The following is an 11,876-nucleotide window of genomic DNA, read 5'->3' as shown; positions in this document are numbered from 1 at the left end:
TTAACAAGCCGGCGTGCCAAACATTTCGGCATATGTCGCATCACCCATCACCGCCCCACAGTCCGGGCAACCTCCACCACCAGAACGACCGCAACCACCACACACGCGAAGAACGCCAATCACTTCACCGGCCATATCGCGGGTTTTGGCGCTAACGGAACGTCGAACTCTGAAGGCGTGGAGATTGAAAGCGGAGTAGATCTGGCGTGTTTCTAGTGTGTCGCTATTCGAGATGGCCGATCGCGTTCCATGCTGGCGATAAACGTCCAGCAACGCCGTAACCAAAGCGCGGTGATCATCCAGGGTAAATGGCTTGCCGTAAGCGGTAAAATTGGCTGTTTTGCTAGTCGGGATGTACGGTGGATCGCAGTAAATCACGGAGTCCAGGCGATTCCTGGCGACGTACGGAATGGAAGTACGAAAATCATTACAAAGAAAGAGCGCGTGAGTATCCCGCGCCTTTTCGGCAAATAGGCGCATTTCTGCTTCTGGAAAATAAGGCGCCTTATAGCTGCCAAAGGGAACATTGAAACCGCCATCCCTGTTGGTGCGATAAAGCCCGTTAAAGCAGTGGCGGTTCAGGTATAAAAATGATGCAGCCCACCGTACAACGTAATCATCTGCACACTCGTCATCCCACGACAGGTGGTTGAACAACTTGCGCTCTTCGTAATAGCTATCTTCGTTATTGCCATTTCTGAATACGTTCCTGGCGATCAGTATCAATCTTTCAGGGTCTTCCCTGAGCGCGAGGAAGAAATTGATCAATGCGCGATTGCTGTCACAAAGTACATAGCGGCGGTATTCCGTATTCATAAAGACTGTGCCACTGCCTACAAAGGGCTCAATCAAGCAATCGGCTTTAGGTAAGTGCTTCAGCAGCTCCGGCAACACGCGGGTTTTACCGCCAGCCCACTTAAGAGGTGACTTAATCATTTGCGGCATTCCTGGTTATAGGTTTCATGGGTCATCAGTCGCCACTGCTTACCACCGTTTTTGCTGAGCAAACGCCAACGGAGGCCAATGCGGATCACGAGATAGGCGTGTGGCTTGACTCGGGTGTAATTACGCTGTCCACGAGCAAAGCAATTCAGGGCGGCAAGCGCCCTCTTACAAACCGGCAACGGCGCGTTACAAACAACAGACAGATGCGAATGCATGGCGGCCCTCATAGCGATCCAGTGTGTGGAGAGGTCAAGCGCTGCCAGATTTCGCAGACTTGCTCTGCTTGATATCGCGCGTCAGTGAGCGTGTAACGTGCCAGGGCGCTTCTCGCATGAGGCGCATAGTCTGTGGCAGCAGCAAGGTCGAGAAGTGAACGAATGCAGCGGTATTTTGTGCCTTCAGGGAAAATGCCTGACACCTCTAAGCGATCCACGGCATAACGAAGTGAAACCAGTTTTTCCGGGGCATCTTTGAACCATACGAATAACGCCGCGTTCCGGGGACAGGTATTGTCGGCGATGAAAGCAGCAAGGCTGCAAAGTGCATCTTCTTCAGCTTCGGTTGCGCTCATTACTTCGGCGCGCCAGTGAGAGTCTTTTTTCATCCAATCGAATGCCGTACTAATGCTGATACGGCCCTTCAAGCTTTCAGATTTACGAATGTCTATCGAAGAATAAAAAACCTTTCCGATCTGCCCTGTTGAGGGCTCAAAAAACACAGCTTCAATGGCACACAGAGGTGATGACGGTTTCTTATTAACGTTAATCAAATCGATCATTAAGTGATTCATGGTCTACTGCCCTCGCTGGTGATTGTTTCGTGGTTGGCTATCCACTGCTCAAGTGCTGAATAAATCTCTTCGGGGGTAAGGCCTTGCTCTTTCAGCAGGCCCATACGGATGCGCAGCAATCCGAGTAAATGGGCGCGCTCGCCTTTGCGCGCATTGGTGCTGATTCCCATAAACTCTGGATCGCTAATTCCGCCTTCCGGCTTTATTGACGTAACCAACATGCAACCTCCTGAAAAAGGCAAAACAAATCCCCGGCAAAGTGAATGCCGTTATTTTTAAAGCGGGTTAATTAATTGTTTGGACGCGATTTTCTTTTAATCTGCTTAAATATCCTTTCATGCCAGTAATACATGAAATCAATAAAGGTCATTCGCGCGCGATCGTGATTACCGCGAATTGCTTTTTCGAGCCCGTAAATTATTAAATCTTTAGACGGGCTTTTTGAGCTAATGGTGATACGAGCACCATTTTTTAGATGTACAGTGAACCCCTGCTCGGCACTTTCCACTGCTTCTCGAATCAGCATTTCCTGTTCCCAAGATGTTTTTTCTTCGGTGAACATGGCGTACTCCGATGATCAGTAAAAGCGAGGGGGCTCCAGCCGCCAGGAGGCTCTAGATCCCAGTTTCAGGTGTTCCAGGATCTCCGGGGTAACTTCTACGGTGACCGCCTGCGGCTGAACAAACTTCATAGCCTTCTTCAGTTGTTCAGCGTCCAGAGATAGCAGGTCGTATGGTTTAGGGATATCACCATCGGTCACGGAAATAATGATGTTGCGGAGTTCTTCAAGAGTGCATTCATCATTCTCGCCTTGAAGCATTGCGAAATGATAAAGGTGGGATACGCCGTGGCGTAAAAGCTGGAGAGAGTAATCATGATTCCATTCCAGAAACTCTTTATTGAAATGGAAGCATTGTAAAAGCGAGTTAATTTTGTCTGCATATTCGAGTTTCATTTTCGCCCCCAGAGATTAAAAAGCAATAAACCGCTTTTTACTCATGATTCTGTCAATCGTTCGGCATGCTTCTGATAAAGCAAAGTCAATGCCGTAATAATGGCCTGTGTGCGTAATTTGATAGCGCTGGCGGTTGTACGGTTTTTTGCGTGGGAGTTTCAGAATAGTAAAACCACAGTAGAGGCTGGTTTTGCTATTGAGCTGTGATACTGATCCGCGGCTACCGTTCTTCATGTTTCCTCCCCTGAAACCGGCTATCGACCTGACTCACCGAGACCAAGCCACATCAACCACCCTTCCCTGATCTCCTTTGGACGACTTTCGTAGGCCAGTTTCATGCCGTTGTTCCAGGCTGGAAGGTAAACCCAGTATTCGCCGGCACGGCCAGAAGTAGACTGGGGATCGGTCATCTCGATTACAGGAAGCTTCCCTTTCTCGATCATTCCTCTTACCGCAGCCGGCGTTTTCCCGATGAGTCTGGCAAATTCCTGATAAGGAACCGCATCGGTCGTGCTTGTGATTTGCTTTACCATTAACATTTCCTCGTTATTCGGTTCATGAATTGCTCTTAATGGCTTATAGTTGGCTTTAGTGTTCAATACTAAACACTTAACTGTTTACATCTAAACACCATACTATTGAGATCTAAACACCATGTCAAACGCGTTAAACGAGAAAATCGTCTTAATAAGAAAGTCTGAGTATCTAAGTAGACAGCAACTCGCTGATCTAACAGGAATTCCTTATGGGACTTTAAGTTATTACGAAAGCGGACGCTCAACCCCACCAACCGACGTAATGATGAAGATTCTGCAAATACCTCAATTTACTAAATACACACTGTGGTTTATGACCGATCAGGTTTCGCCTGAAGCCGGTCAAATCGCACCGGCACTCGCACACTTTGGGCAAGACTTAACAACCTCGCAGCACTCAGACCAAAAGACTGGTTAACAATTAACCAGTCCTACATACATTTCAAATGTCTATTATTGGTCGAAAAGTATTCATCACATAATTGCAACGCGTTGAGGCCTAAAGGCAAACGCACCCATCGGAGGGTTTTCTTATGACTATTAAGAAACTCGATGATGGTCGATATGAAGTGGACATCAGGCCTGCTGGTCGCAATGGAAAGCGTATCCGCAGGAAGTTTGATAAGAAAAGTGAAGCGGTAGCTTTCGAGAAGCATACCCAGTTCAACCATCACACCAAAGAATGGTTATCAAAACCGACGGATAAGCGGCATCTGTCTGAACTGATACAGCTTTGGTGGAATTTGAAAGGCAAGCATGAGGAGCACGGTCGGATAAACCGCAACAAGTTAGACGTGTTTTGCAGGATTACAGACGATCCTTGTGCTTTTCAGATTACGAAAGCGCTGATTAGTCAGTATTACGCGGCAAGAAGAAGCCAGGGTATTAAAGCTTCCACCATTAACCGCGATCTCAACAGTATCAGTGGTATGTTCACAGCGCTTATCGAGGCCGAGTTGTTTTCGGGTGAACATCCGATCAGAGGGCGGAAGAAGTTGAAAGAAGAAGTCCCAGAAACTGGCTATCTGACAGAGGACGAAATCAAGCACTTGCTCTTTAAACTGGATGGCGACAACAAGAAGATAGCTGTTCTGTGTTTAAGTACTGGTGCTCGCTGGGGCGAAGCGGCTCGACTCAAGGCGGAACACATCATACAGAACCGTGTGACGTTCGTTAAAACCAAGAGTAACAAGCAGCGGACTGTTCCAGTTTCAGCGGAAGTGGCAAAACTCATAGCGGATGGTAAGCGAGGGTTGTTATTTGGTAAGGCGTCTTATTCTGACTTCAGGCAGATACTCAGGGAGGTAAAACCTGATCTTCCGACCGGCCAGGCGACGCATGCACTACGCCACAGTTTCGCGACGCATTTTATGATTAATGGGGGGAGCATAATTACATTACAGAGGATCTTAGGACATGCGCGAATTGAGCAAACTATGGCCTACGCTCACTTTGCACCGGAATATCTTCAGGACGCGATCTCGCTTAACCCGCTGAGAGGTAGCGCTGATGTATGAAACGTCCACATAATGTCCACAGATGGGTAATTAGTTATGGCTTTCGATGGTCTTGCGTGCCGCGCAACTCCGCATTGTACCGTTGAAAGCCCCTTGTTCCGGGTGTCTCCAACGCACCCGACGGGGCTTTTTTCCCGGCGAGTCGACAAGTATTCCCCAGAAAGATGTGATAAATTTAAAAATATCACTGTTTATTCGACGCTGATGTCCGTTTGCAGCCCAATATGCTGGGGTGACGTTTGGCGTGCTGGAGCTGTATTATTCATGTCAGATTTTATTCTTGCCCGGGTGTCGCAAACCCTCGCTACGGAACAGTCCCTGGAAACCCTGGTGCGCCAGCTGCTGGAGATGCTGGAGGCGGTGACGCGAATGGAGTCCACCTACCTTACCCGCATCGATATCAACGCCCAGCGGCAGCAGATCATGTTCGCCCACAACAGCAGCGAAATGCAGATCCCGGAAGGGTTTTCCGTCCCCTGGGATGAATCCCTGTGCAAACGCGCCCTTGAGGATCAGTGTACGTTTAGCAATGACGTCGCCCGTCGCTGGCACTCCTGCATCGCCGCCCAGGAGCTGGGGATCGCCACCTTTTTAAGCATTCCTGTGCGCCTGGCCGACGGATCTCTGTTCGGTACCCTCTGCGCCACCAGCCGGCAACAACAGCCTTATAACCTTGAAGGTGAACAGGTCATGGGCCTGTTCGCGAAGCTCATTTCCCACTACGTGGAAAAAGACACCCTGGTGCAACAGCTGCAGGCGGCAAACGTCGCGCTGGAGCTGCACTCGTCTACCGATGAGCTCACCCAGCTCCCTAACCGCCGCGCGCTGTTTAAGCAACTGGCGCTACGCTTTGCCTCCGCCCGCGCTCAGCAGCAACAGGTCGCGCTCATTTTTATCGATCTCGACGGTTTCAAAGCCATTAACGATCGGTTCGGCCATCCGTGCGGCGACAGCTTTCTGGTGCAGGTCGGTGAACGACTCACCGCCGTCGCGCGCCGTGAAGATATCGTTGGCCGCCTTGGCGGCGATGAGTTTTTGATCGTCGGTAGCGCCCAGCCGCCTGCAGCGCAGCAGGCGTATGTCACCACCCTGCGCCAGGCCCTGTGCGGGGTCTACTTCCTCGGCGAACAGCGTATCAACTATGAGGGCGCCAGCTTCGGGGTGGTCATCTGCGATCCGCAGAGTATCGATGTTGAAGCGGCCTTACGCGCTGCCGATGAGGCGATGTATCAGGATAAAAAGTCTCGCCGGCAGGAGAATTTTATTCATATTGACTAAAGTCACGCGATATCCAGTATCATGCAGGGCATCATTCGTGGGTACAGGGACACTATCATGAAATTGGGTATTCTTTTCCCGGTGGCGATCTTTATCATCGCCGTCGTCTTTCTCGGCTGGTTTTTTGTCGGCGGCTATGCGGCGCCGGGCGGGGCATAATGAAAAAAAGCACCATTATTATGCTGGTTGTCGCCATCGTGGCGGTGGCCGGCGCCCAGATCGGCTGGTGGTGATCGCCGCGACGATATTGCGGAGTTGTCCTATCCCATCAATAAGTTAACGCTTTACACTCACGTTATCCGCCGCGGCATTCTCGGCCACGGGGAAAGAAAAATAGCGGGAGAAGTAAGGATGAAAAAGCCGATCGTGTTACCGTTGATTATTGCGCTGTGCACGCTGTTATCGGGATGCATTGTTGACGATGGGTATCACCACCATCGCAACCACCACCATCACCACTATCATGACGATGATTAATGCTTCACGCTGTTGATGAGCCGATAAGACAGGGCGAACCGCGGTTCGCCCGTTGACGCTTAATCCTGACGCTCGTCGCCGAGGAAAATAAAGCCGAGCGGAATAGCGAAGAGCGCGGTAAAGACGATGCTGTAAACTGTCACCATCGCCCCCTGCAGGAAGAACATAGACGTCGTCCACTCCGAGTACGGCATATTGTACTCGCTCACCACGCCGCCAAAGGTCGCCCGTCCCACCACCGCCAGCGCGATAGCAAACACCGCCGCGAGCGACAGACAGTATTTTTTGCAGTTTTTATTGCTGAGGAGTTTTTGCAGAATCATCCGGGCTTCCTTTTTGCTGAGCGATAAACGGCTGTATATGTAACACCAATGCAATAAAAAATGAAGGGTTTTTGTTACAGGACAGAATAAGAGGCGGCGGGCCGGTCTGTGGGTAACCGGCCCGTGAGGATCAGGACTGCAGGGTAGCCAGGCGCGCGGCGAACCCAACGAAAACCAGGCCAATCAGGCTGTTGCCAAGTTTAGCCAGCTTCTTGCGGGTTTTGACGTAGCGGGTGACAAACGAGCCGGAGAGGATCAAAAAGCTCATATAGCAGAAGCTAATCACCTCAAGGGTCAGCGCCAGAATAAAGAACGCCACCCCGGGGGCTTTGGCGTTGACATCGATAAACTGCACGAAAAACGACACATAAAACAGAATCGCTTTCGGGTTGGTCAGGCTCAGGGTCAGGGAACGCTTGAGGATCGCGCTCGCCGGCTCTGCGCTGGCGTCAGCCTGGCCGTCACGCTGGGTCAGCACCGCATAGAGCATTTTGCCCCCCAGCCACAGCAGGTAAATCGCCCCGAGGTAACGGACGACGTTAAACAGCACCGGCGTGGTCTTAATCAGCGTCGCCACGCCGGCAAAGGCCAGAAACATCAGCACCGCGTCGCCAATAAAGACGCCCGCCGCCGCCAGATAGCCTTTCTTCACGCCGTGGGCAATGCCCGTCTTCAGCACAAAAAACGTATTAGGGCCAGGGACGAGGATGATAAACACCGCCCCGACCAGGTAAGTCAAATAACTCAGAACACCAAACTCAGCGAACACTCTGCACTCCTTCGCGCACGACTAAAACATGATCCGGCTCACGTTACCCCAACTGTCGGGATTTTGAAAGCGCAGCCTGTGCGGGAAGGTTAATAGACGGAAGGTTCACCCAGCGGGCGGGTTTTAAAACGGCGATGCACCCACAGATACTGCTCAGGGGCGCGGAGGATCTCGCGCTCAATCACCTTGTTGATATAGCCGGCGGCGATCTGCTTATCCTCACCGGGATAGTCATTCATCACTTCGCTAATGTGCAAGCTGTAGCCCTGGCGATCCAGCTTGCGCACCATGCTGATGCTCAGCATTTTCGCCCCCGATAAGCGGGAAAGCACATAGGTGCCGTTGGTGGTTGCCGCCTGCGGGACGGAGAAAAACGGCGCAAACACGCTGCCCTTGGGGCCGTAATCCTGGTCCGGAGCAAACCATACCGCTTCGCCTGATTTTAAGGCATGTACCAGGCCGGTCAGGTTGTTACGATCGATCATCGCTTTGTTCGAGCGCAGGCGACCGCGGGTTTGCACCCACTCCATCAGCGGACTGTTATGCGGACGATAGGTGGCCATCATTGGACGACACAGCCCCATGGCGCGCCCGCCCAGCTCCAGCGACATAAAGTGCACGCCGACGACCATCACCCCTTTCCCGCCGCTAAGCGCATGATTAAGGTTGGCAAAGCCCTCGACATCAAACCATTTTTTGACCCGTTCGTCGCTCCAGAACCAGGCCATGCCGGTTTCAATCAGCCCCATTCCCAGCGACATAAAGTTTTGATCGATCAGGGTCTCGCGCGCCGCCGGCGACATCTCCGGGAAGCAGAGTTCAATATTGCGCCGGGCGATATGTTCGCGGCGTTTGAGAAAACGTCGGGAAAGACGACCCGCGCTGGTGCCGATAAAATGCAGCAGCGGATAAGGCAGTTGTACAATCAACCAGAGGATGCCGAGCCCAAACCAGGTCAGCCAGTTGCGCGGGTGTAAAAGTTGTTTATTAAATACGCAGGCCATGATTTTTCCTGTAAACATTAATTATGTGGTAACGCTTAAGGAAAACAGAATCCATTTATCATCATTAGGCGGTACGTACAGCAAGTAGGACAATACTAATCCGCTGAAATTCCCTCCGGCAAGTAAAAAACAGCGTGCTGACAAAAAAACATAATTGCGGCACAAATGTTACTAAATGTAAACTTAAATCTTATCCTCTTCTTAATATATTCATCGTGCATATCATTTTCACGCTAATCATCAGCGTTACTACCGGACATAATCGAAACCCGACGCGAGAACGCCTTGTCTGCCGGGGTCTGATGCCCGCTCAGCCACACGGCCCGCAGCCTGCCCGCGTCTCCAAGCTCTTCGTCTGTGCCGCGAAAAAATAAAAGGGTTCCCCCTTCAGCGTGACTCATTTTTTATCCGTGAGCATAAGGAATATTAAAATCGCCTTAAGGGAATAATTAAGAATAGACTTATTTAAAGATGCTTTAAAAATAAGCGCCCTGGCAATTGTTTGCGCGTTAATACCGCCCTTACCCGCCGCTGAAAAAATATTTCTTTACGCCTTACCGGCATAAAGCACCGTGTTTAGCGCGGACAGTGACCCGACATCGGGTCACTGTAGGGCAAACCGCAGCGAAGACGTGATGGACGCCCCGGCGGCAGAGGATCAGTAGGTGTGGAAATATTGCTGGATCAGCAGCGGATCTTTGGTTTGCGTCAGCGCCGTCATCAGCAGAATACGCGCTTTCGCTGGATTGAGGGAATCGGCCACCAGCCCGGGCTGGCTGTCGTCCGGCGGCACCACGCCGCTGCCGGTGCGGGAGGCGCGCACCACCACGATGCCCGCTTGCTGCGCTTTTTTAATACCGGCGGCGCTACGTACCGACACCGAACCTGCCCCCGTGCCGGCGTAAATAATACCGTCGGCATGATGGGCGATCGCCGCATCGTACATATACTCCGGGTCGTCCTGGTAACCATAGATGATCACCACTTTCGGCAGAGCCTTCAGCTGACGCACATCGAAGACCGAGCGCAGGGTGTGGACCTTATCCACCCGCGTTTCAAACTGGGGTTTTCCCCCCACCACGACGCCAAGATAACCCTCCTCCGACGCCCGGAAAGTATCCAGCGAGGTGGCATTGGTTTTGGTGACGAAGCGCGCCGCGCCGATGCGGTCGTTAAGCACCACCATTACCCCGCGCCCGCGGGCATCCGGGTCGGCGGCGACGGTGACGGCTTCCAGCAGATTCATCGGCCCGTCGGCGCTGATCGCCGTCGCCGGACGCATCGCGGCGGTAAAGACCACCGGTTTATTGCTTTTCACCGTCAGATTGAGGAAATAAGGGGTTTCATCGAGGGTGTCGGTGCCATGCGTGATCACCACGCCATCGACATCATCCCGGGCTAATAACGCATTCACCCGCTTCGAGAGCTGCAGAATAATATCGCTGGTCATATTCTCACTGCCGATATTCGCCACCTGCTCACCTTCGACGTGGGCAATTTTACTGATTTCCGGCACGGCGTTAATCAGCGTCTGCACGCCAATTGCCCCGGCTTTATAGCCCGTCGTCTGGGTATTGCTGGCCGCCGAGCCGGCAATCGTCCCGCCGGTGGCTAAAATGACAATATGCGGTAAACGCGTCTCGCTAAACGCCAGGCTGCTTATCGTCAGTAACGCAATGGCAAGTAATGCTCTAAAATTCATACAGGTCACTCCCTTCATAGACATTAATCAAACTTACGCTTGCTTAATGCAAAGGGCTTGCCAGAATTGATATCTTTTACGAGGGGTAAATGGTTAACTATCAGACAATAATAAGGTTCTCGCCTCAACATCGCCCAAATCTGGTGCATGACTGGATCTGAACCGGGCAGGCGCCATGACCCCATACATTATGAGATTTTACTCGTTCAGCAACACACAACACGCATTGCGATCAGATTATCGACACTTCCGTCACCCTCGAGGTCATTTATGCCCGCCAGGTGACGCGAACGGAGAACAGAAATGCGCATTGCCCTGAAGTCGGCCCTGATGCTGACCACCAACGTCATTCAGATCATTAACCCTGAACTGCACCGGCATATGCAACGAACGGCCTTAATCGCGCTGACGCTGGCGCAAAGGCTGGGGCTGCCTGCCGAGCGTCAGCAGACCATTTTTTGCGCCGCGCTGCTGCACGATATCGGCGTACTGGGTGATAGACGCACCATCCATTCGCTGGATGCCATCGATAATATCCACGATCCGCATCAGCGCCAGGGGGCGGCGATGCTTGAGGGGTTAGCAACCTTCCAGCCCATCGTCCCCTTTATTCGCGACCACCACTTTAGCCCGGAGCACCGCGGCAGCCGCGAACAGCATATTGTCTATTTCGCCGATGCCTTTGAACGGCTGCTGCCGGCGGATAGCCGCGTGGCCGCGTGGCCCATGCGGGCAGTGGTGGAGCAGTTCGTCACCCTGCACCGGGAGATCGATCCGCTGCTCTGCGATACCCTGTGCGAGGTCGCTGAAAATGCGAGCTTCTGGCAGCACCTGCATCCCGGGCATATTCAACGGCTGCTGGAAATTATTGCCCCCATCAACACGCTATATCTGGATATTGACGGTCTGAAAGATGTCTGCCTGCTGATTGCCAAAATTGTCGACACCTACAGCAGCTTTACCGCCAGCCACAGTATTATGGTGGGGGAAATCGCCCGCCAGCTTGCCCATTGGATGCAGCTGCCAGAGCCCACCTGCCAGCAAATACAGGTTGCCGGCTATCTGCATGACATTGGTAAAGTTTATATCCCTCTTTCTATTCTGGAAAAAGAGGGCGAGCTGGATGACGACGAGCTGAGTCAGGTACGCGAGCACAGCTACATGACCGGAGATCTCCTGAGCGACTACAGCGAGCTTGGCGACATTATCAACTGGGCCTCGAATCATCATGAAAAACTGGACGGCAGCGGCTACCCTCTGCATCTCGAAAAGGATCACCTGACCCTCGCCGACCGGATTATCTCCATCGCCGATATTTTCACCGCCCTGACCGAAAATCGCCCTTATCGTAAAGGGATGGCCTGGCAGGAGGCCTTACAGATTATGGAAACGGATGTTATAAATGGCGCTCTGGATCGCGATGTCTTTCTCGTTTTACGCCACCATGCGGAAACGCTACACGCCATCATTCTTCAGACCCTTGAACACCCCCGCAGCGAGCACCGTCCCTGAAGCGGGCCGCCGTCATAACCGGGGGCGGGTTCTATAATTAAAACCGCTTCATCTGCATGCAAGGAAAC

The 11,876-nt window shown here is 52.1% G+C and carries 18 protein-coding genes; 7 read left to right on the top strand and 11 right to left on the bottom strand.

Annotated features, from left to right (window positions below):
* From CE636_RS25735 to CE636_RS25700, 7 genes are all read right to left on the bottom strand, one after another.
* A complete protein-coding gene (locus tag CE636_RS25735) occupies nt 1-936 on the bottom strand; it encodes a DNA adenine methylase (RefSeq protein ID WP_017898639.1) in 936 nt (311 codons plus the stop codon).
* A gap of 232 nt (nt 937-1,168) precedes the next feature.
* The gene (locus tag CE636_RS25725; RefSeq protein WP_017898640.1) at nt 1,169-1,723 is read right to left on the bottom strand and encodes a 3'-5' exonuclease; all 555 of its coding nucleotides are present in this window, start codon (nt 1,721-1,723) and stop codon (nt 1,169-1,171) included.
* An 8-nt stretch (nt 1,724-1,731) separates the two neighbouring features.
* Entirely contained in the window at nt 1,732-1,956 is a 225-nt protein-coding gene (locus tag CE636_RS25720) for a hypothetical protein (protein ID WP_017898641.1), read from the bottom strand.
* 68 nt (nt 1,957-2,024) lie between these two features.
* Nucleotides 2,025-2,297, bottom strand: coding sequence for a hypothetical protein (locus tag CE636_RS25715; RefSeq protein WP_004213097.1), 273 nt, complete (start codon nt 2,295-2,297; stop codon nt 2,025-2,027).
* A 15-nt stretch (nt 2,298-2,312) separates the two neighbouring features.
* On the bottom strand, nt 2,313-2,690 hold the full coding sequence (locus tag CE636_RS25710) for a hypothetical protein (RefSeq protein WP_017898642.1): 378 nt from the start codon (nt 2,688-2,690) through the stop codon (nt 2,313-2,315).
* Nucleotides 2,691-2,705: 15 nt separating this feature from the next.
* Complete coding sequence (locus CE636_RS25705) at nt 2,706-2,924, bottom strand: hypothetical protein (RefSeq protein ID WP_004131515.1); 219 nt, start codon at nt 2,922-2,924, stop codon at nt 2,706-2,708.
* A gap of 20 nt (nt 2,925-2,944) precedes the next feature.
* A complete protein-coding gene (locus CE636_RS25700) occupies nt 2,945-3,223 on the bottom strand; it encodes a regulatory phage cox family protein (RefSeq protein WP_017898643.1) in 279 nt (92 codons plus the stop codon).
* Between the two features lie 121 nt (nt 3,224-3,344).
* Between CE636_RS25700 and CE636_RS25695 the strand changes: the two genes are divergently transcribed.
* The 6 genes from CE636_RS25695 to CE636_RS25670 all read left to right on the top strand — a co-directional run bounded on the left by CE636_RS25695 (nt 3,345) and on the right by CE636_RS25670 (nt 6,498).
* Nucleotides 3,345-3,644, top strand: a complete 300-nt coding sequence (locus CE636_RS25695) for a helix-turn-helix domain-containing protein (RefSeq protein ID WP_048024533.1) — start codon at nt 3,345-3,347, stop codon at nt 3,642-3,644.
* Between the two features lie 115 nt (nt 3,645-3,759).
* Nucleotides 3,760-4,743: a tyrosine-type recombinase/integrase gene (locus CE636_RS25690; RefSeq protein WP_017898644.1), complete on the top strand. Its 984-nt coding sequence runs from the start codon at nt 3,760-3,762 to the stop codon at nt 4,741-4,743.
* A 264-nt stretch (nt 4,744-5,007) separates the two neighbouring features.
* Complete coding sequence (locus CE636_RS25685) at nt 5,008-6,021, top strand: sensor domain-containing diguanylate cyclase (RefSeq protein WP_017898645.1); 1,014 nt, start codon at nt 5,008-5,010, stop codon at nt 6,019-6,021.
* A 57-nt stretch (nt 6,022-6,078) separates the two neighbouring features.
* Entirely contained in the window at nt 6,079-6,180 is a 102-nt protein-coding gene (locus tag CE636_RS25680) for a YoaK family small membrane protein (protein ID WP_004150782.1), read from the top strand.
* Nucleotides 6,180-6,254, top strand: a complete 75-nt coding sequence (gene yoaJ, locus CE636_RS29710) for a protein YoaJ (RefSeq protein ID WP_139988883.1) — start codon at nt 6,180-6,182, stop codon at nt 6,252-6,254. Before CE636_RS25680 ends, yoaJ begins: the two co-directional genes overlap by 1 nt.
* Before the next feature lie 118 nt (nt 6,255-6,372).
* Complete coding sequence (locus tag CE636_RS25670; protein WP_017898646.1) at nt 6,373-6,498, top strand: hypothetical protein; 126 nt, start codon at nt 6,373-6,375, stop codon at nt 6,496-6,498.
* 59 nt (nt 6,499-6,557) lie between these two features.
* On the opposite strand, the gene CE636_RS25665 is transcribed toward CE636_RS25670, so the two are convergent.
* The 4 genes from CE636_RS25665 to fraE all read right to left on the bottom strand — a co-directional run bounded on the left by CE636_RS25665 (nt 6,558) and on the right by fraE (nt 10,296).
* Nucleotides 6,558-6,821 carry a DUF2534 family protein gene (locus CE636_RS25665; protein ID WP_004203731.1) on the bottom strand — a complete coding sequence of 88 codons (264 nt, stop codon included), beginning with the start codon at nt 6,819-6,821 and terminating at the stop codon, nt 6,558-6,560.
* Nucleotides 6,822-6,951: 130 nt separating this feature from the next.
* Entirely contained in the window at nt 6,952-7,590 is a 639-nt protein-coding gene (gene leuE / locus CE636_RS25660; RefSeq protein ID WP_017898647.1) for a leucine efflux protein LeuE, read from the bottom strand.
* 89 nt (nt 7,591-7,679) lie between these two features.
* Nucleotides 7,680-8,594: a kdo(2)-lipid IV(A) palmitoleoyltransferase gene (gene lpxP / locus CE636_RS25655; RefSeq protein WP_017898648.1), complete on the bottom strand. Its 915-nt coding sequence runs from the start codon at nt 8,592-8,594 to the stop codon at nt 7,680-7,682.
* 658 nt (nt 8,595-9,252) lie between these two features.
* Entirely contained in the window at nt 9,253-10,296 is a 1,044-nt protein-coding gene (gene fraE, locus CE636_RS25650; protein WP_017898650.1) for a fructose-asparagine asparaginase, read from the bottom strand.
* 303 nt (nt 10,297-10,599) lie between these two features.
* On the opposite strand from fraE, the gene CE636_RS25645 reads away from it, so the two are divergent.
* Nucleotides 10,600-11,808, top strand: a complete 1,209-nt coding sequence (locus tag CE636_RS25645; RefSeq protein ID WP_017898651.1) for an HD domain-containing phosphohydrolase — start codon at nt 10,600-10,602, stop codon at nt 11,806-11,808.
* Nucleotides 11,809-11,876: the final 68 nt, after the last annotated feature.

The sequence above is a fragment of the Klebsiella sp. LY genome, assembly GCF_004010915.1.
Lineage (GTDB): Bacteria > Pseudomonadota > Gammaproteobacteria > Enterobacterales > Enterobacteriaceae > Klebsiella > Klebsiella quasipneumoniae.
The sequence above is the reverse complement of the archived record's forward strand: the minus strand, read 5'-3'. Positions and strand labels throughout refer to the sequence as shown.

What these genes read in the sequence shown, in the direction of transcription:
- lpxP (WP_017898648.1), bottom strand. Translation starts at nt 8,594, where the DNA reads ATGGCCTGCGTATTTAATAAACAACTTTTACACCCGCGCAACTGGCTG.
- CE636_RS25720 (WP_017898641.1), bottom strand. Translation starts at nt 1,956, where the DNA reads ATGTTGGTTACGTCAATAAAGCCGGAAGGCGGAATTAGCGATCCAGAG.
- CE636_RS25690 (WP_017898644.1), top strand. Translation starts at nt 3,760, where the DNA reads ATGACTATTAAGAAACTCGATGATGGTCGATATGAAGTGGACATCAGG.
- CE636_RS25645 (WP_017898651.1), top strand. Translation starts at nt 10,600, where the DNA reads ATGCGCATTGCCCTGAAGTCGGCCCTGATGCTGACCACCAACGTCATT.
- CE636_RS25680 (WP_004150782.1), top strand. Translation starts at nt 6,079, where the DNA reads ATGAAATTGGGTATTCTTTTCCCGGTGGCGATCTTTATCATCGCCGTC.
- CE636_RS25705 (WP_004131515.1), bottom strand. Translation starts at nt 2,924, where the DNA reads ATGAAGAACGGTAGCCGCGGATCAGTATCACAGCTCAATAGCAAAACC.
- fraE (WP_017898650.1), bottom strand. Translation starts at nt 10,296, where the DNA reads ATGAATTTTAGAGCATTACTTGCCATTGCGTTACTGACGATAAGCAGC.
- CE636_RS25685 (WP_017898645.1), top strand. Translation starts at nt 5,008, where the DNA reads ATGTCAGATTTTATTCTTGCCCGGGTGTCGCAAACCCTCGCTACGGAA.
- CE636_RS25715 (WP_004213097.1), bottom strand. Translation starts at nt 2,297, where the DNA reads ATGTTCACCGAAGAAAAAACATCTTGGGAACAGGAAATGCTGATTCGA.
- CE636_RS25695 (WP_048024533.1), top strand. Translation starts at nt 3,345, where the DNA reads ATGTCAAACGCGTTAAACGAGAAAATCGTCTTAATAAGAAAGTCTGAG.
- CE636_RS25735 (WP_017898639.1), bottom strand. Translation starts at nt 936, where the DNA reads ATGATTAAGTCACCTCTTAAGTGGGCTGGCGGTAAAACCCGCGTGTTG.
- CE636_RS25710 (WP_017898642.1), bottom strand. Translation starts at nt 2,690, where the DNA reads ATGAAACTCGAATATGCAGACAAAATTAACTCGCTTTTACAATGCTTC.
- CE636_RS25725 (WP_017898640.1), bottom strand. Translation starts at nt 1,723, where the DNA reads ATGATCGATTTGATTAACGTTAATAAGAAACCGTCATCACCTCTGTGT.
- CE636_RS25670 (WP_017898646.1), top strand. Translation starts at nt 6,373, where the DNA reads ATGAAAAAGCCGATCGTGTTACCGTTGATTATTGCGCTGTGCACGCTG.
- CE636_RS25665 (WP_004203731.1), bottom strand. Translation starts at nt 6,821, where the DNA reads ATGATTCTGCAAAAACTCCTCAGCAATAAAAACTGCAAAAAATACTGT.
- CE636_RS25700 (WP_017898643.1), bottom strand. Translation starts at nt 3,223, where the DNA reads ATGGTAAAGCAAATCACAAGCACGACCGATGCGGTTCCTTATCAGGAA.